We start from the raw sequence: 24,874 nt of genomic DNA on the forward strand, positions 1-24,874 counted from the left end.
CCTTGGACGACCGGATCACCGGCGGTCAGCCCTTTGAGACAGCCTCTAGAGGCTCAGCTCGTGGCGGACCGCCGCCAGCCGGGCGGTGTATCTCGGCCAGCCGAACCCCGAGGCGGCGTACGCGGAGGCCGTCGCCTCGGCCAGGTCCCCGGCGCCGGCCCGGTCGCCGGAGGCGAGCGTCAGCGCCGCCGACACCGCCCTGGCGGCCAGCCACGGCGTGCTGCCCTCCGGCGCGTCGGCGTAGACCGCCCGCAGCAGCGAACCCGCCTCGTCCAGGTCGCCGCGCAGGATCAGCACGTCGGCCAGGTCGATGTGCGCCATGCTCGCCCCGGTGCCGTCCTCGGCCGCGTAGGCCAGCGCCGCGCGCAGATGCGTCTGCGCCGCGCCCGTGTCGCCGTCGGCGAGCCGGGCGTTGCCCCTGATCAGCTCGTTCAGCGGCAGAATCTGCCGGTCGTCGAGCCGGGTCGCGTAGTGGCCGGACTCGTCGGCGCAGGCCACCGCCTCGCGGGTACGGCCCATGGCCAGCAGCGCCTGGGCCTGGTTGCTCAGGCCCCTGGCCAGGCCGTGCTCGTCGCCGCTCTCCCGGTCGAGCGCGTTGGCGGTGACGTAGCGGTCGAGCGCCGCCTCGGCCTGGCCCGTGTACAGGTACAGGGTGCCCAGCGCGTCGGCGAACGCGGACCTGCGCTGCCTGTTGGCCAGCCGCTCCGCCAGTTCCTGGCCCTCCAGCAGCGGGGCGAGGGCGTCCTTCAGCCGGCCGCGCTCGATCTCGACGATGCCGCGGTAGTAGCGGACGTTCATGGTCAGCGTGTCGTCGTCGGCCAGTTCGGCGGCCTTGGCCAGCAGGGCCGCGGCCTCGTCGAAGCGGCCGACCATGGTCGTGACGAAGCCGTGGTCGCACAGGGCGGCCGCGCGTTCCGCCCGGGTGCTGCCCGGGGCGTCGGACAGGGCGGCGAAGTGGCGTCTGGCCTCGGCGTACCAGCCTCTGATGAGCCACGGGGTGTGCAGTTCGAGGGCCAGGCGCAGGCCGTCGGCGGCGCGTTCGGTGTCCGGGGCGCCGTCCAGGGCGGCCAGCAGGTTCGGCCACTCGGCGAACACCGCCCCGACCGCCTCCGCGCCGGCGAAGTCGTCCGGGTCGCCGGCCTGCCTGACGAACTCCAGGCACCAGGCCAGGTGCGCGGCGCGGGCCGGCTCGCTCTCGCCGGCGGCGGCCAGCCGTACCGTGGCGTAGTCCTTGACGGTCTCCAGCAGCCCGAACCTGCGCTCGCCACCGCCGGTCTCCACCGTCACCAGGCTGCGGTCGGCGAGCTCGGCCAGCGCGGGGGCGACGTCGCCGACCGGCATGCGCGCGGCGGCCACGTGCTCGGCGGCCTCCAGCGTGAAGCCGCCGCTGAAGACCGACACCTGGCGCAGGACCGCGCGCTCGCGGGGCTCCAGCAGGTCGTGGCTCCAGTCGAGGGCGGAGCGCAGGCTCGTGTGCCGTCCGCCGGCGCCGCGCGCGCCGCCGACCAGCAGCCGCAGCCGGTCCTCCACGCGCGTGGCCAGTTGCGCCGCGGTCAGCGCCCGGGTGAGGCCCGCGGCCAGTTCGATGCCGAGCGGCAGCCGGTCCACCGCGGCGCAGATCGCGGCCACGGCGGCGGGCTCGGCGCCGCTCTGGTCGGGCGCGCACCGTTGCAGGAACAACCGCGCCGCCGCCGCGGGCGCGAGCGGCCCGACCCTGTGCAACTCCTCGCCGGGGGCCAGCAGCGGCCGCTGTGAGGTGACGAGCACGGTCAGCTCCGTCGTACGGCCCAGCAGCGCCATCACCAGCTCCGCCACCGCCTCGACCAGGTGCTCGGCGTTGTCCAGCACCAGCAGGGAGCCGTCGAGCCGCGCGGCCGCCTCGGCCGGGTCGCCGGGATCGGCGCCGACGGCCGCCCAGATCGCGTCCTGCCTTCGCAGCGGGGCGAGCTCGACCACCGTGACCGCCCGCTGCCCGGCCACCGGGACCGGTCGCACTCCCGCCACCACGGGCCCTTGTCCCGCCACCTCGGGCCGTCCCGCCACCTCGGGCCCTTGCCCGGCCACCGATCTGGCCGCCTCGATCGCCAGCCGGGACTTCCCGCTGCCCGGCCCGCCGGTGAGCGTCACCAGCCCCGGCCGCGCCAACCGGCCCACCAGGGCGGCGAGGTCGCCGTCGCGGCCCACGAAACTGGTCGCGGGCCCGGGAAGCCGCACCGCCCCTTCACCCGCCCGCACGCCCTCTCCCGGCCGCCCACTTTCACCCGCCCGCCCGTTTTCTCCCGGCCGCCCGTTTTCTCCTGGCGGTCCGTCCTCTTCAGGCGGCCCGCCGAGGGCGGGTTCGCGTGCCGCCCTCGCCTCTCGTGCCGGGGCGGGCTGCTCGTGAAGGAGGGAGGGGTCCTGGCGGAGCATGAGCATCTCCAGCCGCGCCGTCTCCGGGGCCGGGTCCACGCCGAGCTCCTCCGCAAGCGTGCGGCGCAGCCTGGCCAGCCGGTCCAGGGCCTCCGCCTGCCGGCCGCTCCGGTAGAGGGCGGTGGCCAGCAGCCCGTGCACCGGCTCGTGCAGGGGGTGCTCGGCGGCCAGCCGTTCCAGCTCGGGCCGTGCCTCGGTGGCGGCGCCCAGTGCCAGGTCGGCCCGCAGCCGCTCCACGAGCAGGTCGAAGCGCCACGCGTCCAGCCGCTCGCCCTCCGCGGCGGCGAAGGGGACGGCCCGCAGGTCCTCCAGCGACGAGCCGCGCCACAACCCGAGCGCCTCGGCCGCGGCGGCCCTGGCCGAGCGGTGGTCACCGGCGCGCGCGGCGGCGTGCAGGCTCTCTGCCGCCTCGCGGGCGGCGCGCAGGTCGGCGGGGCCGGCGTCGAGGGAGTAGCCGCCGGCCGCCCGCGCCAGCCGCGCACCGGACGGAGACGGGGACGGGGCCGCGGTGAGGGCGGTGCGCAGGCGGGAGGCCAGGACGCGCAGCCGCTCGGTGGGCCGGGTGAGCTCGGCCGCGCCCCACAGGTCGGCGGCGAGCCGTTCGTCGGGCACGGGGCGCCCGCCGGCCAGCGCGAGCCGGGCCAGGAGCGCGCGTTCGAGCGGGCGCTCCAGGCGGACCAGAGCCTCCCCGGCGCGGATCACGACCGGTCCGAGCACGAGGACGTCCAGGCCGGAGGGCGATGACATGGGCTGGATTATCCCAGGCTCGCCGGTGAGACGCCGGTGAAACGGAGGTGGAAGGTCGCCCGTCCAGGCTGGGCGGCATCGGTTTCACGGCCTGAGGAGACAACGATGCGGCTCGCCGTACGAGGAGAAGCGCTCACCCCCGACGACCCGGGCTACGAGGACGCCAGGAGGCTCTACAACGGCATGATCGACCGGCGGCCCGCGCTGCTCGTGCGGGCCGGCGGCACCGAGGACGTGGTGGTGGCGCTGGCCCACGCCCGCGCCCGCGGCATGGAGGTGAGTGTGCGCGGCGGCGGGCACGGTGTGGCGGGGCTCGCGCTCGGCGGCGACCTGGTGATCGACCTGTCCGCGCTGCGCGGCGTCACCGTCGACGCCCGCGAGCGCACCGCAGTGGTCCAGGGCGGCGCGACCTGGCGCGACGTCGACCAGGCCACGCAGGCCCACGGCCTGGCCGTCCCCGGCGGCCGGGTGAGCCACACCGGCGTGGCCGGGCTCACGCTCGGCGGCGGCCACGGCTGGTTGTCGGGACGGCACGGCCTGACCTCCGACAACCTGATCGGCGTGGAGATGGTCACCGCAGACGGCCGCGTGGTCTCCGTCACCGAGCGGGACGAGCCGGAGCTCATGTGGGCGCTGCGTGGCGGCGGCGGCAACTTCGGCGTCGTCACCTCCTTCACCTTCCGCCTGCACCCGGTGGAGCCGCTGATGCTCGGCGGGCTGATCGGCTACCGGGTGGCCGACGCGCCGGCCGTCCTGGACGCGCTGGCCGGGCTGGAGGAGTTCCCCGACTACAACGGCGCGGTGATCTTCATGACGGCGCCGCCGGAGCCGTTCGTGCCCGGCCACGTGGTGGGCCGGCCGGTCCTCGCGGTGGCGCCGGTGTGGCTGGGCGACCCGGACGCCGGAAAGGAGCTGATCAGGCCTCTGTACGCGGCGGCCGAGCCCCTGTTCGACGCCGTCCAGCCGATGCCCTACGTGGCGCTGCAGTCGATGATCGACGGCGGCGCCCAGCCGGGCTGGCGCAACCGGTGGAGCGCCGAGCTGGTCCGCGGCCTGCCGCCGGACCTCGTCGCCGACCTGCAGGACGCTGCGATGACCGCCCCGAGCCCGCTGACGCAACTGGTCGTCGCGGCGATGCCGGAGGCGGTCAGGAACGGACCCGACTCCGCCTACCCGGGCCGGGAGGGCGGCCGCTACCTCATCCACCCCATGGCGGTCTGGACGGACCCGGCCGACGACGAGGCCAACCGGGCCTGGACGGCCAAGGTGACCGCCGCGATCCGGGCTCACGAGGTGACCGGCACCTACCTGAACCTGGAGGCCCCGGACGACGACCGGGTGCGCTGGGCGATGGGCGAGGAGCGTTACGGCAGGCTGCGGCGGGTGAAGTCGGCCTGGGACCCGGACGACGTCTTCCGCCACTGCGCGCACGTACGCGTCACTTCGGAGTGACGAGGGGCACCAGCGTGCGGTCGCCGAAGTCGGTCATGAACGCCAGCGGCTTGACCGAGGCGCCGACCAGCGCCGCCAGGGCTGGCTTGCCGGCGGCGCGGGCCAGGCCGGGACCGAGCGCCGCCATCATGGCGGTGAGCGCGGGCAGCGGCCTGATCCACATGGTGACGTCCTCGATGAGACCGTCCTCGCCGATCCTGACCAGGGCGGCCTCCTCCAGTTCGTGCTTGCCGAGGCGGGCGGTGGCGGCGAGCATGCGGGTGCGCTCGTCGCCGACGTCGGTGTGGTAGCGCAGCTCGCGCAGCGCGCCGAGCGCCACCGTGAACAGCTCGCGGACCTGCGCGTGCCCGGAGAAGCCCGCGCGGGCGCTCAGCGGGGAGTGGAAGGTGACGGTGGGGGAGAGCGTGGCCATCAGGGCGTCGACGTCCTTGGCCTCGCCCGCCTCGCGGTAGCGCCGGCTGACCTCGTTGAGTGAGTCCTGAAAGTGAACTGTCATGGGTTCACTTTATCAACTGACTATGCTGGGGTCATGAACAGGTTCGGGGACATGCACTGCTCCATCGCCCAGGCCGTCGGCGTGGTGGCGGAGCCGTGGACGCCGCTGATCCTGCGCGACCTCTTCCTCGGCCTGCGCAGGTTCGACCAGCTGAGCGAGGACCTCGGGATCTCGCGCAACCTGCTCACGCAACGCCTGGAGCGCCTGCGGGCGGCCGGCGTGGTGGAGAAGGTCGCCTACCAGGAACGGCCGGCCCGCCACGAGTACCACCTGACCGAGGCGGGCCGCGACATCGTGCCCGCGCTCATCACGCTGATGGCGTGGGGCGACCGGTGGGCGACGCCGCCCGGCGGGCCGCCCGCGCTGCTGATCCACTCCTGCGGGCGGCAGTTCACGCCCGAGGTGACGTGCCCGCACTGCGGCGGCGCCGCCGGCGCGGACACGATCACGATGGTCGGCGGCCCCGGCGCCGCGCAGGGGCCGGGGACGATGGTGCTGGCCAAACCGGACTAGAGCTTGTCCGGGACGTCGTTGCCGGCGGCGCGGATGGCCTTGGGCAGGTTGACCGCGGCCAGGATGGCGCCGCCCAGGATGAAGAAGGCGACCAGCGAGATGATGCCCAGCCGGTAGCTGCCCGACAACTGGATGGCCATGCCGAGGGTGGCCGAGCCGAGGAAGGTCGAGCCCTTGTCGCTGATCTCGTAGAGGCTGTAGTACTCCGCCTCCTTGCCCTTCGGGATCACGTGGGAGAACAGGGAGCGCGACAGCGCCTGGGTGCCGCCCATGACGATGGCGATCGCGAAGCCGAGGGCGTAGAAGGCGGCGGCCGAGCCCGCGGGCAGGAAGTAGGCGATCGCGACGACGACCGTCCAGGCCACCAGCGCCATCAGCACGACCTTCTTCGCGCCGATCCGCGAGGCCACGAAGCTCAGCAGCAGCGCGCCGAAGAACGCCACGAACTGCACCATCAGGATGGCGCCGATCTGCACGGTCGTGTCGAGGCCCAGTTCCTTCTCGGCGAAGGTCGCGGAGAAGGAGATGACGGTCTGGACGCCGTCGTTGTAGAGCAGGTAGCCGACGAGGAAGGCCAGCGTCAGCGGGTAGGCCTTCAGCCCGATCGCGGTGCGGCCGAGCTGGCGGAAGGAGCCGCCGATCGCCTGGCCGGCCGTCTCGCGGCGCGGGGCGGCGCCGCGCCGGTTGCGCAGCCGCAGCAGCGGGATGATCGTGAAGCCGCCCCACCACAGGCCCGCCGAGGCGAGCGCGATGCGCACCGCGGTGCCCTTGTCGATGCCGAGCATGTCCTCGCCGAACAGGAACAGCACCAGGTGCACGGCCAGCAGCAGCCCGCCGCCGAGGTAGCCGAAGCCCCAGCCCATGCCGGAGACCTTGTCCCGTTCGTCGGGCGTGGAGATGTCCGGCAGGAAGGAGTTGTAGATGACGAACGCGCACGCGAAGCCGACGTTCGCGATCAGGAACAGCAGGCCGCCGAGGATGTAGCGGCCGTCGCCGACGAACCAGAAGCAGACCGTGGCCAGCGCGCCCAGGATCGCGAAGAAGCCCATCAGCTCCTTCTTGCGCCCGGTGTGGTCGGCCAGCGCGCCCGCCACCGGCATGAAGACGATCTGCAGGATGGCCGCGACGCCGACGACGAAGGAGAAGTACGCGCCCGGCCGTACGTCGAAGCCGAGCACGTCCACGTACGGCGCGCCGTTCGCGGCCGCCTCGGCGATCGTGATCAGGTACGGCCCGAGGAAGACGGTCAGGACCGTCGTCGGGAAGGCGGAGTTGGCCCAGTCGTAGAAGTACCAGCCCCACTGCTCGCGCTTGCGCGCGGCGGGGGAGTCGTCGAAGACCGCGGGGGGTGAGGGGACGGTCATGCTTCTCCTATGCGGCCAGGGAGCCGGGATGCCAGAGGCCGCGCCGGTCGAGGACGTCGCGCAGGCCCGAGATGTTGTCGGTCATGATGCCGTCGACGCCCAGGTCGAGCAGGCGTTCCATGCGGAGCGGGTCGTTGATGGTCCACACGTGCACCTGCATGCCGACGGCGTGCGCGGTGTGCACCAGGGCCCTGGTCGTCACGCGCAGGCCGCGGAAGCCGACCGGGACCTGCGCGCAGGGGACCCCGGAACGGGCCAGGCGGGTGAGCAGCCGGCCGTAGCCGGAGGTGCTGGCGGCGGTGCGCAGGGCGGCCACGCCGCGCGGACCGAGGGAGGAGCAGACCTCGCGGCCCATCGCCGCCCTGGCCCGTTCGAGGCGATCGTCGGAGAAGGAGGTCAGGCAGACGCGGTCGTGGGCGCCGGTGCGCCTGACCGCCTCGGCCAGCGGGGCGATCGCGCCGGCCTCCTTCACGTCGATGTTGAAGCGGGCCTCGGGGAAGCTGCCGAGCAGGTCCTCCATCAGGGGGATCTCGTGCGCGCCGCCGATGCGGGCCTGGCGTACCGCGCTGTAGGGCAGGTCGGCGATCCGGCCGCGCCGGTCGGTGACCCGGTCGAGCGTGTGGTCGTGAAAGGCCAGCAGCACGCCGTCGGAGGTGGCGTGGGCGTCGGTCTCCAGGTAGGTGTAGCCGAGAGCGACGGCCCGCTCGAAGGCGGCAGCGGTGTTCTCCCGTCCTTCGAGCGCCCCGCCCCGGTGGGCGAAGGCCAGGGGGCCCGGATGGTCGAGGAACGGGAATCGACGGCTGAGCACGGGTCGAGTATGCCTTCCGTGGGTGAACGTTTGGGTTACGAATCAGGCAGGTCTGCCCATTCCTGGCGGCGGGTCTCGGCCAGTGCCATGGCCGCGGCCACCGCGACGTTGAAGGAGCCGACCCGGCCGACCTGCGGGATGTAGCAGGCGCCGTCGGCGGCGTCGAGCAGCGCGGGCGAGCAGCCGTGGTCCTCGCTGCCCACGACCAGGCAGACGTCGCGGGCGAGGTCGGCGCGGAAGATCGGCCGCGCGTCGGAGGTGAGCTCGATCGCCAGTACGGCGTAGCCGTCCTCGCGGGCCGCCTTGACCGCGTCGACGGCGGGCATGGGCTCGTGCCAGGTGACGAGGCGGTCGGTGCCGAGCGCGGTCTTGCCCGCCTTGGGATTGGTGGGCGGGGTCGCGTTGCCGGCCAGCCAGATGGTGTCGACGCCGAACGCGGCGGCGCTGCGGAAGATCGAGCCGACATTGAACGGGCCGGTCACCGACTCGAGGATCAGCGCGATCCGGTGTTCGGTGCCGCGCCGCCAGGTGCGGTTGAGCCGCTTCACGTCCGTGGGGCGAAGCTGCCTTCTCATCGTGTCACCTTCAGGATTCGGTACGCGGCCCTGGAAGCCTCACGGGAGGCCTGCCAGCCCTGCTCGCCGAGCCAGCGCTGCAGGGAGTCGGAGCCGAGGTGTTTCTGGACGACCAGGTAGGCGACGCCGTCGGGGGTCAGCCGCGACAACCACCTGGTGAGCATGGCGTGGAGTGCCGGCTTGCCGATCCGGATCGCCGGATTAGACCAGATAGCCCGAAATTTCACGTCATCTGGTACGTCGTCGATATGAATCGGTCTTACTTTGTAAAGGGCGGCGGCCTGGGCGTTGCGCTCCGTGAGCTCCAGCGAGCGCCGGTTCACGTCGACCGCCCAGACGGTCGCTTCGGGCGCCCGCGTGGCCATCGTCAGCGCGATCGGCCCGTAGCCGCAGCCCAGGTCGAGCAGGTCGCCTTCCTGCGGCGGCGGTGGCACGCTCTCCAGCAGGATCTTCGTCCCCAGATCGACCCGCTCGGGGGAGAACACGCCGCTGTCGGTCTCCAGCCGCAGGTGCAGATCGGGCAGCACGAGACTGACCGAGCCCGGCTTGTGGCTCGTGTCAGGCCGCTCGGAGAAGTAGTGGGCCACGTGCAGAAACGTTACGGGATCCGGGCACCGAACCAGACCGAGGCACCGGCCACCAGCGCGCCCAGCAGCACCGCGGCCACGATGAACCACTGGCTGATCTCCTGGTTGACGAGCTTGAAGCCGAGCGAGGTGCCGATCTGCTCGTAGACCTCGCGCAGTTCGGTGCCCGACTCGGCGGCGTAGGCGCGGCCGTTGGTGCCCTCGGACAACGACTGGAGCGTCTGCTTGTTGACCGGCACGTTCACCTCCCGGCCGTCGATGGAGACGGTGCCCTCCTGCGTGCCGTACGCGATGGTGGAGACGGGCACGCGCCCGGACGTCGCGGCCTCGATCGCCTCGGGCACCGAGCGGCCGGAGGTGTTGTCGCCGTCGGACAGCAGCACGATCGCCGAGGGCGGCGGGTCGGTGGCGGCCTGCTGGTCGAAGGAGCGGATCGAGTCGAGCGCGTTGAAGACGGCCTCGCCGATCGCGGTGCCCGGCCGGGTGGTCAGGTTGCCGATGGCGGTCACCACCGCCTGGTGGTCGGTGGTGGGGGAGATGACCACGTTGGCCGAGCGGGCGAAGGCGACCACGCCCACGTTGAAGCGCTCGGGCAGGTCGCGGGCGAAGGCCTGGGCGGCGGCCTTGGCGGCGCTGATGCGGTTGGGCTGGACGTCGTCGGCCTCCATCGACAGCGAAACGTCCAGCGCGATGATGATCGTGGCCCGGTCGCGCGGCACCCGTACCTGGTCGGCGGGCCGGGCGGCGCCGATGACCAGCAGCGACATCATCACCAGGAACAGCGCGGGCGCCACGTGCCGGCGCCAGCCGGGGCCCTCGGGGACCACGAGGTTGAGCAGGGCGAGGTTGGTGAAGCGCACCGTGTAGCGCCGGCGCAGGAACATGGCCGCCACGTAGCCGCCGATCAGCGCCGCCACCAGCGCGAACAGCCACAGCCAGGCCGGGGACAGGAACGTCACGCGCCCCTCCGGTGGGCGAGGTGCGCCATCCTGCGGCGGCGCAGCACGAACTGCGCGACGTCGAACACCCAGTCGCGGTCGGTACGCAGCACCAGGTGGGCGACGCCGGCCCGGCGCAGGGCGGCCCGCGTGCCCTCGCGCTGCAGCGCCGCGGCCTCGGCGTAGGCCTGCCGTACCTTGGGTGAAAGGTGCACGTCGCGTACCTTCCCGCTCTCCGGATCAGTGAACGCGATTTGCCCGACATCGGGTAGTTCGAGCTCGCGGGGGTCGATCACCTCGACCGCCAGGACCTCGTGCCGGGCCGCCAGCCGCCGGAGCGGGCGCTCCCAGGGGCGCTCGGCGTCGGGGTCCAGGGACGGCCGGGCGTCGAGGAAGTCGGAGACCACCAGCCGCATGCCGCGCCGCCTGCGCGTGGCCGCCAGCACGTCGATGCCCTCGGCCAGGTCCGGCGCGTCCTGCCGGGGACCGCCGCGCGGCGCGTCCATCAGCGCGTGCAGCAGCCCGTACAGGGCCGGGCGGCCCGTGCGCGCCGGCAGCCGGTGGATGAACTCCTCGTGCAGCACCAGCGCGCCGAACCGGTCGCCCATCCGGCTGGACAGGAAGCCGATCGCGCCGATCGCCGCCACCACGAGATCGCGCTTGTCGGTGTCGGCGGTGCCGAAGTCCATGCTGGCCGACAGGTCCGCCAGCGCCCACGTCTCCAGTTCGCGGTCGGCGATCAGGTCCCGCACGTGCGGGACCGTCGTGCGCGCCGTCACCGCCCAGTCCATGCGCCGCACGTCGTCCTCGCCGGGCACGTAGACGCGGCTGTCGCCCGCCTCGCTGCCCGGCCCCGGCAGCAGTCCCTGGTGCGCGCCGTGCAGCAGCCCGTCCAGGCGCCGGGTGACGGTCAGCTCCAGCCGCCGCAGCGCGTGCTCGGCGCCGCGTTTCTTCGGGGGTACGGCTCCCGCCTCGCTCATCGGTTCTGGTTCCAGACCACCAGAGGCGGCGGTACGGCGTGCAGGATCTGCCTGACCACCTGTTCCGGATCCACCCCGTCGGCCAGCGCGTCGAACGTCAGCATCAGCCGGTGCGCCATCACGTCCACGGCCACGTCGCGCACGTCGTCGGGCAGCAGGTAGTCGCGCCCGCGCAGCAGCGCCAGCGCCCGCCCGGCGGACACCAGTCCCAGCGTGGCCCGCGGGCTCACGCCGATCTCGATCATCTCGGCGAGGTCGGGCAGGCCGTACTCGGCGGGCGAGCGCGTCGTCATCACCAGGCGCACCACGTAGTCGGCGACGAGCTGGTGCACCGAGACCTGCTCGGCCTGCTCCTGCAGCGCCATCAGCGTGTCCGGCTCCAGGATCCGCTCGGGCACCGGCGGCGCCACGCTCATCCGGTGCAGGATCTCCAGTTCCTCGTGCGCGCTCGGGTGCGGCACGCGTACGCGGAACAGGAAGCGGTCGCGCTGGACCTCGGGCAGCGGGTAGACGCCCTCGGACTCGATCGGGTTCTGCGTGGCCAGCACGATGAACGGCTTGGGCAGCGGGTTGGTGACGCCGGCCAGCGTGACCTGCCGCTCGGCCATGACCTCCAGCAGCGCCGACTGCACCTTGGCGGGGGCGCGGTTGATCTCGTCGGCCAGCAGGAAGTTGACGAACACCGGGCCGAGCTCGACGTCGAACTTCTCGCTCGACGGGTGGAAGACGCGGGTGCCGACGATGTCGCTGGGCACCAGGTCGGGGGTGAACTGGATGCGGGCGAACGTGCCCCCCACCACCGTCGCCAGCGTGGCGGCGGCCAGGGTCTTGGCCACGCCCGGCACGCCTTCGAGCAGGCAGTGGCCGCGCGCGAGCAGGGCCACGACCAGGCGCTCCACCATGTGCTCCTGGCCCACGATGACGCGCCGGACCTCGTCCAGCGTTTTGCGCAGCACGGCCGGGTCGGTTCCGCTGGGCAGCTCTTCAGCGACGGTCATGGGTGCCATTTCACCAAACGCGCCGCGAACGCGCACGGAGGCACCCCCGGCCGGGCGGCCCCGCTCCCGCCGGCGCGGCAGGCCGGCTGTGCTTTCATGGGTGGGTGGCCAGTCCGCTGCAGCACGGTGATCCGCCCTCGCTGGGCCCTTTCACCGTGCAGGCGCGCCTGCACGTCCTGCCCGCCGGGTTCGTCTATCTCGGTCAGGCCCAGGACGGGCGGGCGGTGTCGCTGGCCGTGCTGACGAAGGGCGCGGCGCTGGACGCGGCGGCGCGCGACCGGTTCGTCACCGCCGTGCGCGAGTCGGCGCCCGCCGGGGTGCGGGGCTGGCTGGGCCGGGCCACGGGCCGGGCGGCGGTGCTCGACGGCACGCCCCAGGTGCTGGCCATGGACGCCGGGGTGGCGCCCTGGGTGGCGGTGCCGTACCTGCCGGGACGGCCGGGCGCGGAGCGCTTCCTGGAGCCGGTGATGGTCGGCGGGACGCTGATCGGGCAGGCGCACGGGCCGGACTTCGTGCCGTACTGGCTGGGGGACCGGGCTCCGGCGCTGCCGGGGCGGCCGGGCGCGGCCAGGCCGCTGACCGAGACCGCGCGGCGCGTGCTGCTGGCGCTGGCCGTTCTGCTGGCGCTGCTGCTGGTCGGGGTGGTGATCGCGCTGGTCCTGCTGCTGGGCAGGCAGGAGAGCGAGCCGCTGCCGCGCCCGCTGCCGCCGACGGTGCAGGTGCCGACGCCGCCGCCGACGCCGCTCACGCCGGAGCCGCAGCAGCCGACGCCGTCACCGTCGCCGAGCCAGAGCGGCAGCGGCACCCCCGGGCCGACGCCGGGTGACGAGTCCGGCGAGGGCAACCCCATCTGAAACCGGTTTGACCCTCCCGTAACGGGAGGGTTTAGCGTCGCCGGCATGGAAATCATCGTTCACGACAACCTGGACGCGATGGCCGCGATCCTGCGCGCCCCGCTGCCCGAACGGCCGGACCTGCTGCGCGAGATGCTCGCCCCGGTCGGCGAGATCATCCCGTTCCCCGGCGACCTCGTCGACATCCACCACGAGGGCGGCGGCTTCCGGGCCGACATCGAGGACCCGCGCTACCTGCCCGCCATCGAGCGGCTGATCTCGATCGACCTCAAGGGCCGCATAGAGAAGGAGCTGGAGCGCGCCGGCGCGGGCCTGGCCCACCTCAAGCAGCCCGAGCGGGTACGCGTCATGTTCGTCCTCGGCAACCCCGACAACGAACACCTCATGACCACCGCGCGCGGCTACTACGGCATGGGCGGCGCCCCCGGCTGGCTCTACCTGCTTGCCTGGCCCACGGACGAGAACGTGGAGCGCATCGCCCACTGCGCCGTCCACGAGATGCACCACCAGATCCGCTACCACAACGTCGTGTGGAACCCGGAGACCGTCACGGTCGGCGAGCACATCGTGGCCGAGGGGCTGGCGGAGGCGTTCGTGCGCGAGCTGTCCGGGCCGCGGGCGATGGGGCCGTGGTCGTCGATGGTGAGCGGCGAGCCGCTGGAGGACGCCTATCGCAAGATCATGGCCGACATCGATCTGGAGGGGATGCGGCACACGCCCGCGTACGTGCTGGGCGACAGCGCGGTGCGCAAGTTCGGCGGGGAGCCGCGCGGCATCCCCGACATGGCCGGGTACGCGGTCGGGCTGCGCCTGGTCGACGCCCACCTGGCCGCCACCGGCATGAGCGCCGCCGACAGCTCGGGCCTGCCCGCCGCCGAGATCCTGCGCGCGAGCAGGTGACGCCTCAGGCCGGGCTGACGAACCCCGACTCGTAGGCGGCGATGACGGCCTGGGTGCGGTCGCGGGCGCCGAGCTTGGTCAGCACGTTGCCGACGTGCGTCTTGACCGTCTCGGCGCTCACCACCAGCTCGGCGGCGATCTCGCCGTTGGACAGCCCCTTGGCCATCAGCCGCAGCACGTCGCCCTCGCGCCCGGTCAGCCGCTCGATCCCCGGCACTTGCACGCGCGGACGGCTGCCCGCCAGCGCCCGGATCGCCGCGGGAAACAGCAGCGACTCGCCCCTGGCCACCGTTCTGATCGCGCTCACGAGCTCCTCCGGCCTGGTCCGCTTGAGCAGGAACCCGTCGGCGCCGGCCCGCAGCGCGTCGTAGACGTAGTCGTCGTTCTCGAACGTGGTCACCACCAGCACCTTCGGCGGCTCCTCCATCGCCACGAGCCGCCGGGTGGCCTGGATGCCGTCCACGGCGGGCATCCGCACGTCCATGAGCACCACGTCGGGCCGCTCGCGCCGCACCACCGGGACGACCGAAGCCCCGTCGGCCGCCTCGCCCACGACGCTGAGATCGGGCTCGGAGTCGAGGATGACGCGCAGGCCCGCGCGGATGAGGTCCTCGTCGTCGGCGATCACGATCCTGACTGTCATGGGCTCGACCGTAGCGGCAGCCGTACCGAGACCTGCCAGCCGCCCTCGGCGGGCCCGGCCTCCAGCTCTCCGCGCAGGAGCCGGACGCGCTCGCGCATCCCGGTCACGCCCCGCCCGCCGCCGCGTCCCTCCCGGGCCGCCGCGGGGTTGCTGACCTCGAGTTTCAGATCGTCTCCCTGTACGGCTGCCGCCAGCCGTACCGGACCATGGCCGTGTTTGATGGCGTTGGTGAGCGCTTCCTGCACGATGCGGTACGCCTCGCGCGACACCACGGCGGGCACCCCGCTCAGGTCGCCCACCTCCGCGCGCACCTCGGCGCCCGAGGCGCGCACCAGCGCGTCGAGGTCGGCCAGCGTGGCCTGCGGCTCGGTGCCGCCGTGGCCACGGTGGCCGCCGTGCCCGCCGCGGTCCTCGCGCAGGACGCCGAGCACGTGGTCGAGGTCGTCGAGGGCCGAGCGCGCGGACTGCTCGATGGCGGCCAGCGCGGCGCGGGCGGTGGCGGGATCGCGGTCCAGGACGCGCCCAGCGGCGGCGGCCTGGAGGGTGACGACGCTGAGCGCGTGGCCGACGGAGTCGTGCAGTTCGCGGGCGAGCCGGTTGCGTTCGGCCAGGCCGCGCGCCTGCTCCTCGACGGCGGCCAGCCGCTCGCCCGGGGTGGGGCCGAGCAGGACGGGCGCCAGCCTGGCCAGCAGCGCCCCGGACCCCGCGACCGCGAACACGAGCGCGACCAGCAGCGCGAGCCCGGCCAGCGTCCAGGGCAGCGCGGCCCAGCCGGGCTCGACGGTGTATCCGAGCCAGGTGGCGCCGCGCCAGGGCAGCGGCAGCGTCCACAGTGTGAACGGCACGATCGCCAGCGTGCAGCCGCTCATGATCCCGCCGACGCCCAGGTGGAGCGTGAACCACGCGGCGGTGCGGCGCCGCTCCTGCCAGCTGCGCCGGGCCTGGCGCGGCGGGGTGTCGACGTGCACGCCGAGCAGTCCCTGCGCGGCGTTGACCTCCAGCGCGCGCACCGGCAGGAACAGCCCGGTCAGCGCCACGACGGGCAGGACCGCCGCGAACACGCCCAGCTCGACGGGGAGCAGCAGGTCGGGCACCCGCCTGCCGCCGCTGAGCACCCCGGACATCAGCACCCCGGCCATCATGTACGGCATCAGCAGCGCGCCGCCGAGCACCAGGCAGGCCCACCGCCTGGCGAGGTTCTTTCTCACAGGGTGCATTGTATGTCGACGAAATTCGCGCACGGCATAATACGCCTTTGGTGAAATCCCCCGTGAGCGAAAAGAAAGCCGAATTCAAGGCCGCCGGGTCTACCGTCGGAAGTAATTGCACGTCGACGGAAAGGCAGGTCATGACAGAGACGAAGCAGTGGCCGGAGCAGTTGGGCCAGCGTTTGCTGAAGGAGCGCATCCTCGTTCTCGGCCAGGAGGTCGACGACGAGATTTGTAATCGGCTCTGTGGTGAGCTGCTTTTGCTCGCGGCCGAGGACCCGAAGCGCGACGTGACCCTTTACATCAATTCACCGGGCGGTTCCGTCTCCGCCGGCATGGCGCTGTACGACATGATGCAGTTCGTGCCCTGCGACGTGGCCACGGTCGCGATGGGTTTCGCCGCCTCGATGGGGCAGTTGCTGTTGTGCGGCGGCGCGCCGGGCAAGCGTTACGCGCTGCCCAACGCCCGGATCGTCATGCACCAGCCGCTCGGCGGCATCGGCGGGTCGGCCACCGACATCCAGATCCAGGCCGAGAACCTGATGTACACGAAGCGGCGCATGGCCGAGCTCATCGCCTTCCACACCGGGCAGCCGCTGGAGCGCATCAGGGAGGACTCCGACCGCGACCGCTGGTTCACCGCGCAGGAGGCCCTGGAGTACGGATTCGTCGACCACATCTCCAGCAGCGGGGTGAACTGACCATGAGCGGACGCTACGTCCTGCCCTCCTTCACCGAGCGCACCTCCTACGGCATGAAGGAGATGACGCCTTACAACAAGCTGTTCGAGGACCGGATCGTCTTCCTCGGCACGCCGATCGACGACACCAGCGCCAACGACGTGATGGCCCAGTTGCTGACGCTGGAGTCGATCGACCCCGACCAGGACATCCAGCTCTACATCAACTCGCCCGGCGGCTCCCACACCGCCATGACCGCCATCTACGACACCATGCAGTACGTGCGTCCCGAGGTGCAGACCGTCTGCATCGGCGAGGCCGCCTCGGCCGCCGCCGTCCTGCTGGCCGCCGGGGCGCCGGGCAAGCGGGCGGCGCTGCCGCACGCCCGGGTGCTGCTGCACCAGCCGTCCACGGAGGGCGGGCGCGGGCAGTCGAGCGACCTGGAGATCCACGCCAGGGAGATCCTGCGCATGCGCGACCAGCAGGAGTACATCCTGGCCCGGCACACCGGCAGGAACGAGCTGGAGATCCGGCGCGACCTCGAACGCGACCGCATCTTCACCGCCGAGCAGGCCCGCACCTACGGCCTGATCGACGACGTCTTCGCCGGCCGCAAGCGCACGCTCCTCCCGCGCTGATCCCCCTCCGGTTCCCCGGCACTCAGGAATCGGCGCCTACGCCGCCCCGGGTGCCGGGGAGAGGCGTGATCTCCTGTGATGGCCCACGCGCCGCCGATGGCGCGGGTGACCCCGGGTGCAGGGGAGTTCGGGTGGGGTTTGTACCCTCTTTGCGGTCCGTGTGGGCCGTGACGGGGGAGTGGCGTGTCGCTGGAACAGGTCGTCGTGTTGCTCGTGGCCGCCGCGGGAGCCGGATGGGTGGACGCGGTCGTGGGCGGGGGCGGGCTGCTGCAACTGCCCGCGCTCATGGTGGCGGGCATCGCGCCGGTGCAGGCCATGGCGACCAACAAGCTGTCGTCCGTCTTCGGCACCACCACCGCCGCCATCACGTACGTGCGCTCCACCAAGCTGGACCGGCAGGTGGCGATCCCGGCGGGGGCGCTGGCGGTGCTGAGCTCCGGGCTCGGGGCCACGGCCGCGGTGGCGATCAGCGCCGAGGTGCTGCGGCCGGTGGTCATGGTGGTGCTGCTGGGGGTGGCGGCGTTCGTCACGCTGCGGCCCGCGATGGGCCAGGTGCCGAAGCCGCACCTGCGCACCAACGCGCGGGTGGTCGCGGCGGTCGCGGTCGGCGGCGTGGGCATCGCCTTCTACGACGGCATCATGGGGCCGGGCACCGGCACCTTCCTCATCATCGCGTTCACCACCATCCTGGGCCTCGACTTCGTCAACGCCAGCGCCACCGCGAAGATCATCAACATCGGGACCAACGTGGGCGCGCTCGTCGTCTTCGGGCTGCAGGGGCACGTGCTGTGGGCGCTTGGTCTCGGCATGGCGGTGTGCAACATCGCCGGCGCCCGCCTGGGCGCCCGCATGGCACTCAAGCGCGGCGCCTCGTTCGTCCGGATCGTGCTGCTGATCGTCGTGGCCGCCATGGTCACCCGCCTGGCCTGGCAGCAGTTCGCCTGACTCCGCCCCGGCACCCGCCGTGCTCCGGTACGAGCTAGCGCGTGACCAGGCCTCGGACTCCGCCGGCGAGGCGGCAAGAAACCTATCGCGTAGGGTGCTGACATGCGCGCCAGCCGCCTGCTCTCCCTGCTCCTTCTGCTCCAGACGCGGGGCAGGATGACGGCCGGCGAGCTGGCCGGGGAGCTGGAGGTGTCGGTCAGGACCGTCTACCGCGACGTGGACGCGCTGTCGGCGGCGGGCGTCCCGGTCTACGCCGACCGCGGCCCGGCCGGCGGCTACCAGTTGCTCGACGGCTACCGCACCCGGCTCAACGGCCTGACCGCCGAGGAGGCCTCGTCGCTGTTCCTGGCGGGCCTGCCCGGCCCGGCGGCGGAACTGGGGCTGTCGGAGGTCGTGGCCAACGCCGAGCTCAAACTGCTGGCGGCGCTGCCGCCCGAGCCGCGCTCGCAGGCCTCGCGCATGCGTGAGCGGTTCCTGCTCGACGTGCCCGGCTGGTACCGGGGGGCCGACGACGTGCCGCTGCTGAGCGTGGTGGCCGAGGCGGTGTGGGAGCAGCGGGCGGTGCGGATGACCTACCGGCGCTGGGGGCAGCAGGTGGTCGAGCGCCTCGTGCATCCGTACGGGCTGGTGCTGAAGGGCGGCTCCTGGTACCTGGTGGCGGCTCCGGCCGGGGGCGGCGATCCGCGCACCTACCGGGTCTCGCGCGTCCTGACCGCCGAGCCTGGCGGGCACTCCTTCGAGCGTCCTGACGGCTTCGAGCTGGGCGGCTTCTGGCGGGCCTACGCGCAGGAGTTCCGCGAACGCATGTACACGGCCGAGGCGGTGATCAGGACGGCGCCCGGCATCGAGAAGCTGCTGGCGTACACGATGGGCGACGACGTGGTGGCCGGGGCGCTGGCGGCGGCGGGCGAGCCGGACGCCGAGGGCCGGCGCACGCTCACGGTGCCCATCGAGTCGATCACCCACGCCCGGTGGCTGCTGCTGCGCATGGGCGCGAGCGTGGAGGTCCTCGGGCCCCCTGAGCTGCGCGAGCTGATGGCCGAGGCGGTCGCCGAGCTGGGAAAAATCTACGGCTGACATGTCCGGGCACGTGCGAGTATGGCCGCCATGTATCTTCTCGCGTTCATCGGCGCGTGCGTCCTGGTGGCGATGGTCCCCGGGGTGAGCACCGCGATCATCCTGCGCCAGACGTTGCGCGCGGGCCGCGGCTCCGGCATGGCCGCCACCCTCGGCAACGAGACCGGCATCTTCCTGTGGGCCCTGGCCGCCGCCTTCGGCCTGTCGGCGCTGCTGCTGGCCTCCCAGCTCGCCTACGACGTGATGCGCGTGGCCGGCGCCGGCGTCCTGCTGTACATGGGCGCGCAGTCGTTGTGGCAGGCCCGCAAGCGCCGCCGGGACGCGGCCGGTCCCGAGCTCGCCGAACCCGTGGCCGTGGACGGCTGGCGCCGGTCCTACCTCGCCGGCCTCGGCACCTGCCTGGCCAACCCCAAGGCCGCGGTGTTCGCCATGTCGTTCCTGCCGCAGTTCGTACCCCAGGGCCAGAACGTGCCGCTCACCCTCGTCGCCCTCGCCGTCATCTGGGTGCTCGTCGACACCCTCTGGTACGGCCTGGTCATCTGGACGGTCGTGCGCGCCAAGGCGGTGCTCTCCCGCCCGTCCGTGCGCCGCCGCCTGGAGCAGATCTCCGGCGTCGTGCTCATCGGGCTCGGCGTCCGCCTGGTCCTGGAGGCACGATGACGATCTGGTACGGCGCCGCCGGATCCGGCGACCCGGTGCTCCTGCTGCACTCCGGCGTGGCCGACTCCCGCATGTGGGAGCCCCAGGCGGCGGAGCTGACCGAGCGCTTCCGTGTCATCAGCCCTGACTACCGGGGCTTCGGCCGTACCCCGTATGAGGCGGCGGAGCCGTTCAGCACCTGCGGGGACGTCGCGGACGTGCTGGACGCGGAGGGTCACGGGCGCGCGGCGATCGTCGCCTCCTCCTACGGCTGCCGCATCGCCCTCCAGCTGGCCCAGCAGGGCCGCGCCACCCGCTTGGTCCTGCTCAACCCGGGCTCCTCCGACGTACCGGAGACCGAGGACATGAAGGCGTTCGGCGCCGAAGAGGACCGGCTGCTGGAGCTGGGCGACATCAGGGGCGCCGCTGAGCTGAACGCGGACACGTGGCTCGGCCCCCACGCCACGGACGAGGCGCGCGCCCTGGTCGTGGAGATGCAGGCGAACGCCTTCTCGCTGCAGCTCGGCCGCGACGTGGACGAGTTCGAGCCGGACTTCACGCTCGCCGGGATCGGCGTGCCCGCCCTGGTCGTCGGCGGCGCCCACGACCTGCTCCACTTCCGGCGCAGCGCCCGCCACCTGGCGGAGAACCTGCCGGACGCGCGGCTCGTGGAGCTCGACTGGGCGGGTCATCTGCCGTCCTTGGAACGTCCGAAGGTGATCACCACGCTGTTGCTGGACTACCTTTAGTCCATGACGAACGACCTGGCAGGCCTGGTACGGCAGGCACAGGACGAGGACCCGCTGCTGGCCCTGCGGGCCACGACCGCGCTGCGGCGCGAGATCGAGCGCATGGAGGCGGTGCAGGTCCGGCGGGCGCGGGTCGCGGGCCTGCCCTGGGCGACGATCGCCGACGCGATCGGGGTCAGCAAACAGGCCGCGCACAAGAAGTACGGCAGACGCTGACCGTTCAGCGGCCGAGGAACTCGGCGTACCACTTCAGGCCGATGTTCCAGGAGTATCCGCGGCGGATCCGCCCCGCCACGTCCGGTGGCAGCGTGTCCAGGCCGCGGTGCACCAGCACCACCTCGGTGCCGCCGGTCACCCCGCGGAACTCCACCTCGATCTCCATCGCGCCGTCGTTGAGCAGGTCGGCCCACACCAGGCGCCGGGGCGGCTCCCAGGTGAGGATCCGGCCGGTGTCGACGTGCCCGCCGTCCGTCCAGACCTCGCGCAGGTAGCCGTCCTCGAACCTGATCTGCGCCGCCCGCTCGGCGTTGACCCAGCTGTAGGGCCCGCGCACGTACCACGCGTCGATCTCGTCGGTGAACACCCGGAACGCGGTGCCCGGATCGGCGGCCACCGTCACGCTCACGGTGACCGAGTCGGTGCTCCCGCTCACCGGTCGCGCTCCACGTGCTCCTTGAACGAGCCGAGCTGCTCGGCCCAGAACGCCTGGACCTGGTCCAGCCAGGCCTGCAGCGCGGTGAAGGGCTCGGGGCGCAGGGAGTACAGGCGCAGGCGGGCGTCGTCGTCGCCGGTCTCGGCCTGGACCAGCCCGCCGGCGCGCAGCACCCGCAGGTGCCGGCTGAGCGCGGGCGCGCTCATCTGGACCGCCTCGGCCAGCTCACCGGCCGGTCGCGGCCCCTCCCGGAGCAGGTCGACGACCTTGCGCCGGGTCGGGTCGGCGAGCGCTGATAGCGTGGCGTCCAGGTCGTTCACTGTCCCCAGCCCTTAACCGTTAACGTCTGGGGCAACTATATCCCAGGTGAACACGATCGCCCCAGGCCCGTCGTTGAGCCGCCGCCAGCCCAGCCGTTCGTAGAGGCGGACGGCGTCCGGCGCCTGCGTGGAGGTCAGCAGCCAGCGGCGCGGCGCCCCGGCGCACAGGTCGTCCAGCATGCGGCCGGCCAGGCCCCGGCCGCGGGCGTGCGGCGAGACGGCCAGCTCGGTCACCTCCAGCGCCCCGGTCAGCCGCTCGGTCCCGGCGATCTCCGCCGCCCACCCGTAGGACCTGCGCCGGGGGAGGGGCGAGGGGGTGGGGAAGGCCGTACCGAATCCGCAGGGGTGGCCGTCCGCGGTGGCGAGCACCGCCACGAACCCCGGCCGGCGGGAGTCCTCGTCGAGCCGCACGCGGAAGGCGCCGACCTCGTCCTCGCCCTCGTTCCACGGCGGCGGCCCGAACGCCTCCCGGTACACCGTGACCAGGGCCTCGACGCGGGCCCGCGCGGACTCACCCGTCAGTCGCTCGACCATCGTCAGGCCGGGGCCTTGACGGTGGCGATGCCCAGCGTGCTGGTCATGGGCAGCACACCGGCCTGGAAGACGGCGCCCAGGACGGGGCCGTTGAGCTGGGCCAGGCGCTGGGCGCGTTCCTCGCCCAGGCTGCGCCACGGCGCGGCGGCCAGGTCGTCGGTCATACGTTCCACCTGGTCGCGCAGCGCGTGTCCCGCGCCGGTGGCCTGGCCGTCGGCGCCGATGAGCCCGCGCTCGCGCAGCCGTTCCGCGGCGGCAGCCCATTCTTCGGAGCTCCAGCCGCGCCCGGCGAAGGTCTCGACCGGCGCGGCGCCGATGGCGGCGAAGGAGACGAGCGACTCGCAGCCGTCCAGCCCGGCCGCCTGGAGCGCGGCGAGGTGCCCGTCGCCGCGGTGCTCGCGCAGGATGGTCGCCGCCTGCCAGAGCACCAGGTGCGGTTCGGCGGCCCAGGGCTGGTCGAGGTTGGCGGCGGCCAGGGGGCGTCCCGGCGTGGTGACGCTCTCGGCCGCGGACCGCGCCAGCCCGGCGGCCTCGGCCAGGCCGGGCGAGGTCAAATGGTCACCCAGCCAGTCGCGGTAGAGGTGGTCCACGGCTTCCAGGCGGGCCGTCAGCACCTCGGAGGGGGAGGCGGTCGCCCAGATCCCGGGTACGTGCCCGGCGACCATGGCCGGGCTGAAGCTGTAATAGGCGGCGCCGACCAGGTGCGGGCCGGCCGTCCCCAGCGGCGCGGTGCGCCAGGCGAAGTAGCTCGGCCAGCGCGACTCGACGTCGTAGCCGAGCTTCGCGGCCCGCTCGAAGGCCTGCGGGGCGAAGTAGACGGCGGCGTGGACGGGCTCCAGCTGGTGCCACATGCTGCGGGCAAGCCTGGAGATCGTGGACATGAGGCGTCCTCTCACTGTCTAATAAGGTTATGGCAGTGACGATAGACGTGTGGCGCATCACTGGTCAATCCCAAATAGACAGTTATGTCGGGCGGTGGGCGGAGCTGGCCGTCGTCTTGGTGAACGCCCTCGCCGTCGACCACACGCAGGGCCGTACCCGGCCCCTTCCGGCGACGGCGCCCGAACGGCTGGCGGCCCTCGAACCCGCGCTGGCGGACTGGCGCGCCCGCCACCCCCGCGCCGAGGGTGACGGCGGCCCGCTCGACACCGACCGGCTGGCCGGGGTGGCCAAGGCCCTGCGTCCCGCCTTCGCGGACGGCCCGTACGCGGGCGTGGCCGAGCTCAACACCCTCCTGGTACGGCACGGCGCCGTACCCAACCTCCACGGCGAGCCCCCGGTCCTGGCCTTTCACGCGGTCGAGGCCGACGTGGCCGGCGCGATGGCCGCGGACGCGGGCACGGCGCTGGCGATGGTCATCGGCGTGGGGCAGGGGGAGCGGCTGGCCGCGTGTCAGGCGGCGGGCTGCGAGCTGGTGTTCTTCGACGTCACGCGCAACGCCTCGCGCCGGTTCTGCGGGCTGGCCTGCCAGAACCGCGCCAAGGCCGCCGCGTACCGGGCCCGGCGCAATAAATCTACAACGTAAAGGCGTTGGCCTTTAGCGCCGGACCACGTGGGCGTCCTCACCTGGGACGAGACCCCTGCAGCGCCCCTCCGCCCGCCGGACGATCTCCAGGGCGTACCGCTGTCAGTGCACCGAGAAGCCGCCGTCGACGAAGAGCTGCTGGCCGGTGACGAAGGCCGAGGCGGCGGAGGCGAGGAAGACGGCGGCGCCGGCGAAGTCGGCGGGCAGGCCGTTGCGGCCGCTCATGTGGCGGGCGGCGAGTTCCTCGGTGCGTCCGGGGATGGCCTGGGCGGGTTCGGTGAGCGGGGTCAGCACGAAGCCGGGGATGATCGTGTTGACGCACACGCCGTCGCGGGACCAGGCCTCGGCCTGGGAGCGGGTGAGGCCGGCGATGGCGGCCTTGGCGGCGCCGTACACGCCGCTGTTGCCGAAGGCGCTGTTGGTCTGCTGCGAGCCGATGTTGAGGATACGGCCCCAGCCGCGCGCGGCCATGCGGGGGCCGTGGTGCTGGCCGAGGAGGTAGGGGGCGGTGAGGTTGAGCGCGATGGTCTGCTCGTAGTCGTCGTCGGTGAGCTCGGCCATGGGTTTGCGGATGTTGTTGGCGGCGTCGTTGACGAGGATGTCGATCTCGCCGCCCTCCTCGACGACCAGGTCGAGATCGGCCCGGTCGCCGAGGTCGGCGCTGATCCATGAGGCCTTGACCCCGTGCGCGGTCAGCCGGTCGGCGGCCCGGCGCAGCTCGGGCCGCCGGCGGGCGACGATGACCACCTCGGCGCCGGCGCGGCCGATGGCCTCGGCCATGGTGTAGCCGATGCCGGAGCTGCCGCCGGTGACGAGGGCGCGCCGACCGGCCAGGGAGAACAGTTCGGTCAGGTAAGCGGACACGGCCTCGAAGTTAGCAGCGTGCCCGTCAGTCCCTCTCGGGCAGGCGCTTCTTGATGGCGATGTCGGGCGGCATGATGCCGGGCAGCACCTTGAAGTGGCCGGGCAGGGTCTCGGGCCCGGCTTCCGGGCGGGTGAGGTCGGTGACCTGCTGGGCGGTGGCGCTGTCGCCCTCGACGGTGGCGGTGACGTGGACGGTGTCGCCGTTCTTGACGCCGCCGAGTCCCTCGCGGCCGGCGCTGACGCGGGTGGTGTCGTTGACGGCGTACTCGCGGGAGAAGCCGTCCTCGCTCTTGACGGTGATGCTGTCGGCGTCGGTGGCGGTGACCTCGCCGGTGTGGGTGGCGACGGTCTGGTAGCCGCCGCCGGCCTTGGGCACGACGACCTCGCTGCGGATGCCGCTCATGGCCCTGAGGTGGGCGCGCTTGGGTGGTTCCGGGGCCGCGCTCGGGGGTTGCGCGGTCGGGTCGTCGGTGGGCGCCGGGGTCTCGGTGGGGGTGGCGCTGTCGCTGGGGGCGGGGGTGGGCGAGGCGCTGGCCGCGGTGGCCACGCCCGCTCCGCCGGCGGTGGTGATCACCAGCGCGGCGACGGCGCCGATGATGAGTTTGCGCGGGATCACGCGGACAGGGTCTATGTCGGTCATGGCATGCCTCCTCGATCTACCGGGGAGTCAATGCCGCATGCCGTAAAACGGTCGTAAGACGCGAAAACCGCGTGCGACCGCACGCGGTAGTATAGGGAGAGTTTGCTTGGTGGCTACACATCTCCAGTAAGGAGTATAC

At 72.9% G+C, this 24,874-nt stretch carries 29 protein-coding genes; 12 read left to right on the top strand and 17 right to left on the bottom strand.

What is annotated here, in order from left to right; all coding sequences use genetic code 11:
• Positions 1-45 precede the first annotated feature (45 nt).
• Positions 46-3,156 (bottom strand): BTAD domain-containing putative transcriptional regulator, encoded by a 3,111-nt coding sequence (locus ACFWYW_RS33380; protein ID WP_379624480.1) that lies wholly within the window; start codon positions 3,154-3,156, stop codon positions 46-48.
• Positions 3,157-3,261: 105 nt separating this feature from the next.
• On the opposite strand from ACFWYW_RS33380, the gene ACFWYW_RS33385 reads away from it, so the two are divergent.
• On the top strand, positions 3,262-4,608 hold the full coding sequence (locus ACFWYW_RS33385) for an FAD-binding oxidoreductase (RefSeq protein ID WP_379624478.1): 1,347 nt from the start codon (positions 3,262-3,264) through the stop codon (positions 4,606-4,608).
• Here the strand turns inward: ACFWYW_RS33385 and ACFWYW_RS33390 are convergent.
• Positions 4,595-5,104, bottom strand: a complete 510-nt coding sequence (locus ACFWYW_RS33390; protein ID WP_379624476.1) for a nuclear transport factor 2 family protein — start codon at positions 5,102-5,104, stop codon at positions 4,595-4,597. The genes ACFWYW_RS33385 and ACFWYW_RS33390 overlap by 14 nt on opposite strands.
• Positions 5,105-5,137: 33 nt before the next feature.
• Between ACFWYW_RS33390 and ACFWYW_RS33395 the strand changes: the two genes are divergently transcribed.
• Positions 5,138-5,617, top strand: a complete 480-nt coding sequence (locus ACFWYW_RS33395) for a winged helix-turn-helix transcriptional regulator (RefSeq protein WP_379624474.1) — start codon at positions 5,138-5,140, stop codon at positions 5,615-5,617.
• Here the strand turns inward: ACFWYW_RS33395 and ACFWYW_RS33400 are convergent.
• Genes ACFWYW_RS33400 through ACFWYW_RS33430 form a run of 7 tightly spaced genes read right to left on the bottom strand, consistent with a single transcriptional unit; the run spans position 5,614 to position 11,867 of the window.
• Positions 5,614-6,981, bottom strand: a complete 1,368-nt coding sequence (locus ACFWYW_RS33400) for an MFS transporter (RefSeq protein ID WP_379624472.1) — start codon at positions 6,979-6,981, stop codon at positions 5,614-5,616. The two genes, ACFWYW_RS33395 and ACFWYW_RS33400, sit on opposite strands and share 4 nt — an antisense overlap.
• Before the next feature lie 7 nt (positions 6,982-6,988).
• Entirely contained in the window at positions 6,989-7,789 is an 801-nt protein-coding gene (locus ACFWYW_RS33405) for a glycerophosphodiester phosphodiesterase (RefSeq protein ID WP_379624470.1), read from the bottom strand.
• A 35-nt stretch (positions 7,790-7,824) separates the two neighbouring features.
• Positions 7,825-8,364: a TrmH family RNA methyltransferase gene (locus ACFWYW_RS33410; protein WP_379624468.1), complete on the bottom strand. Its 540-nt coding sequence runs from the start codon at positions 8,362-8,364 to the stop codon at positions 7,825-7,827.
• Positions 8,361-8,951: a class I SAM-dependent methyltransferase gene (locus tag ACFWYW_RS33415; protein ID WP_379624466.1), complete on the bottom strand. Its 591-nt coding sequence runs from the start codon at positions 8,949-8,951 to the stop codon at positions 8,361-8,363. Before ACFWYW_RS33415 ends, ACFWYW_RS33410 begins: the two co-directional genes overlap by 4 nt.
• Positions 8,952-8,962: 11 nt before the next feature.
• On the bottom strand, positions 8,963-9,910 hold the full coding sequence (locus ACFWYW_RS33420; protein ID WP_379624464.1) for a VWA domain-containing protein: 948 nt from the start codon (positions 9,908-9,910) through the stop codon (positions 8,963-8,965).
• The gene (locus ACFWYW_RS33425; protein ID WP_379624462.1) at positions 9,907-10,869 is read right to left on the bottom strand and encodes a DUF58 domain-containing protein; all 963 of its coding nucleotides are present in this window, start codon (positions 10,867-10,869) and stop codon (positions 9,907-9,909) included. Before ACFWYW_RS33425 ends, ACFWYW_RS33420 begins: the two co-directional genes overlap by 4 nt.
• Complete coding sequence (locus ACFWYW_RS33430) at positions 10,866-11,867, bottom strand: AAA family ATPase (RefSeq protein WP_379624460.1); 1,002 nt, start codon at positions 11,865-11,867, stop codon at positions 10,866-10,868. The genes ACFWYW_RS33425 and ACFWYW_RS33430 overlap by 4 nt, the downstream gene beginning before the upstream one ends.
• 104 nt (positions 11,868-11,971) lie before the next feature.
• Between ACFWYW_RS33430 and ACFWYW_RS33435 the strand changes: the two genes are divergently transcribed.
• Together ACFWYW_RS33435 and ACFWYW_RS33440 are read left to right on the top strand one after the other, a co-directional pair.
• Positions 11,972-12,721 (top strand): hypothetical protein, encoded by a 750-nt coding sequence (locus tag ACFWYW_RS33435; RefSeq protein WP_379624458.1) that lies wholly within the window; start codon positions 11,972-11,974, stop codon positions 12,719-12,721.
• 45 nt (positions 12,722-12,766) lie between these two features.
• Positions 12,767-13,621 (top strand): DUF2268 domain-containing protein, encoded by an 855-nt coding sequence (locus tag ACFWYW_RS33440; RefSeq protein WP_379624456.1) that lies wholly within the window; start codon positions 12,767-12,769, stop codon positions 13,619-13,621.
• Between the two features lie 4 nt (positions 13,622-13,625).
• Here the strand turns inward: ACFWYW_RS33440 and ACFWYW_RS33445 are convergent, their stop codons facing one another.
• A complete protein-coding gene (locus ACFWYW_RS33445) occupies positions 13,626-14,264 on the bottom strand; it encodes a response regulator (protein WP_379624454.1) in 639 nt (212 codons plus the stop codon).
• Positions 14,261-15,472 carry a sensor histidine kinase gene (locus ACFWYW_RS33450; protein WP_379641153.1) on the bottom strand — a complete coding sequence of 404 codons (1,212 nt, stop codon included), beginning with the start codon at positions 15,470-15,472 and terminating at the stop codon, positions 14,261-14,263. Before ACFWYW_RS33450 ends, ACFWYW_RS33445 begins: the two co-directional genes overlap by 4 nt.
• Positions 15,473-15,612: 140 nt before the next feature.
• On the opposite strand from ACFWYW_RS33450, the gene ACFWYW_RS33455 reads away from it, so the two are divergent.
• The 7 genes from ACFWYW_RS33455 (at position 15,613) to ACFWYW_RS33485 (ending at position 20,416) form a co-directional block, all read left to right on the top strand.
• On the top strand, positions 15,613-16,173 hold the full coding sequence (locus ACFWYW_RS33455; protein ID WP_184968951.1) for a ClpP family protease: 561 nt from the start codon (positions 15,613-15,615) through the stop codon (positions 16,171-16,173).
• A 2-nt stretch (positions 16,174-16,175) separates the two neighbouring features.
• Entirely contained in the window at positions 16,176-16,790 is a 615-nt protein-coding gene (locus tag ACFWYW_RS33460; RefSeq protein ID WP_379627820.1) for an ATP-dependent Clp protease proteolytic subunit, read from the top strand.
• A 183-nt stretch (positions 16,791-16,973) separates the two neighbouring features.
• The gene (locus ACFWYW_RS33465) at positions 16,974-17,735 is read left to right on the top strand and encodes a TSUP family transporter (protein WP_379627818.1); all 762 of its coding nucleotides are present in this window, start codon (positions 16,974-16,976) and stop codon (positions 17,733-17,735) included.
• Positions 17,736-17,837: 102 nt separating this feature from the next.
• Complete coding sequence (locus tag ACFWYW_RS33470; RefSeq protein ID WP_379627815.1) at positions 17,838-18,812, top strand: helix-turn-helix transcriptional regulator; 975 nt, start codon at positions 17,838-17,840, stop codon at positions 18,810-18,812.
• A gap of 30 nt (positions 18,813-18,842) precedes the next feature.
• Positions 18,843-19,472, top strand: coding sequence for a LysE family translocator (locus tag ACFWYW_RS33475; RefSeq protein ID WP_379627813.1), 630 nt, complete (start codon positions 18,843-18,845; stop codon positions 19,470-19,472).
• Positions 19,469-20,200: an alpha/beta fold hydrolase gene (locus ACFWYW_RS33480; RefSeq protein WP_379627810.1), complete on the top strand. Its 732-nt coding sequence runs from the start codon at positions 19,469-19,471 to the stop codon at positions 20,198-20,200. The genes ACFWYW_RS33475 and ACFWYW_RS33480 overlap by 4 nt, the downstream gene beginning before the upstream one ends.
• A 3-nt stretch (positions 20,201-20,203) precedes the next feature.
• The gene (locus ACFWYW_RS33485; protein ID WP_379627807.1) at positions 20,204-20,416 is read left to right on the top strand and encodes a hypothetical protein; all 213 of its coding nucleotides are present in this window, start codon (positions 20,204-20,206) and stop codon (positions 20,414-20,416) included.
• Positions 20,417-20,420: 4 nt separating this feature from the next.
• Here the strand turns inward: ACFWYW_RS33485 and ACFWYW_RS33490 are convergent, their stop codons facing one another.
• From ACFWYW_RS33490 to ACFWYW_RS33505, 4 genes are read right to left on the bottom strand one after another with little or no spacing between them, the layout of a single operon-like run.
• On the bottom strand, positions 20,421-20,852 hold the full coding sequence (locus tag ACFWYW_RS33490) for an SRPBCC domain-containing protein (protein ID WP_379627805.1): 432 nt from the start codon (positions 20,850-20,852) through the stop codon (positions 20,421-20,423).
• Positions 20,849-21,172 (bottom strand): ArsR/SmtB family transcription factor, encoded by a 324-nt coding sequence (locus tag ACFWYW_RS33495; RefSeq protein WP_379627803.1) that lies wholly within the window; start codon positions 21,170-21,172, stop codon positions 20,849-20,851. Before ACFWYW_RS33495 ends, ACFWYW_RS33490 begins: the two co-directional genes overlap by 4 nt.
• Positions 21,173-21,184: 12 nt before the next feature.
• Positions 21,185-21,706 (bottom strand): GNAT family N-acetyltransferase, encoded by a 522-nt coding sequence (locus tag ACFWYW_RS33500; protein ID WP_379627800.1) that lies wholly within the window; start codon positions 21,704-21,706, stop codon positions 21,185-21,187.
• A 2-nt stretch (positions 21,707-21,708) separates the two neighbouring features.
• Positions 21,709-22,587 (bottom strand): hypothetical protein, encoded by an 879-nt coding sequence (locus tag ACFWYW_RS33505; RefSeq protein ID WP_379627798.1) that lies wholly within the window; start codon positions 22,585-22,587, stop codon positions 21,709-21,711.
• 29 nt (positions 22,588-22,616) lie between these two features.
• Here ACFWYW_RS33505 and ACFWYW_RS33510 point away from each other — a divergent pair, with 29 nt between their 5' ends.
• Positions 22,617-23,231: a CGNR zinc finger domain-containing protein gene (locus ACFWYW_RS33510; RefSeq protein WP_379627796.1), complete on the top strand. Its 615-nt coding sequence runs from the start codon at positions 22,617-22,619 to the stop codon at positions 23,229-23,231.
• A 102-nt stretch (positions 23,232-23,333) separates the two neighbouring features.
• Here ACFWYW_RS33510 and ACFWYW_RS33515 read toward each other — a convergent pair whose 3' ends face one another.
• Both ACFWYW_RS33515 and ACFWYW_RS33520 read right to left on the bottom strand, forming a co-directional pair.
• Positions 23,334-24,095: an SDR family NAD(P)-dependent oxidoreductase gene (locus tag ACFWYW_RS33515; protein ID WP_379627793.1), complete on the bottom strand. Its 762-nt coding sequence runs from the start codon at positions 24,093-24,095 to the stop codon at positions 23,334-23,336.
• Positions 24,096-24,120: 25 nt separating this feature from the next.
• A complete protein-coding gene (locus tag ACFWYW_RS33520; RefSeq protein ID WP_379641154.1) occupies positions 24,121-24,735 on the bottom strand; it encodes a hypothetical protein in 615 nt (204 codons plus the stop codon).
• Positions 24,736-24,874: the final 139 nt, after the last annotated feature.

It is taken from the genome of Nonomuraea sp. NPDC059023 (assembly GCF_042740095.1).
Taxonomy (GTDB): Bacteria; Actinomycetota; Actinomycetes; order Streptosporangiales; family Streptosporangiaceae; genus Nonomuraea.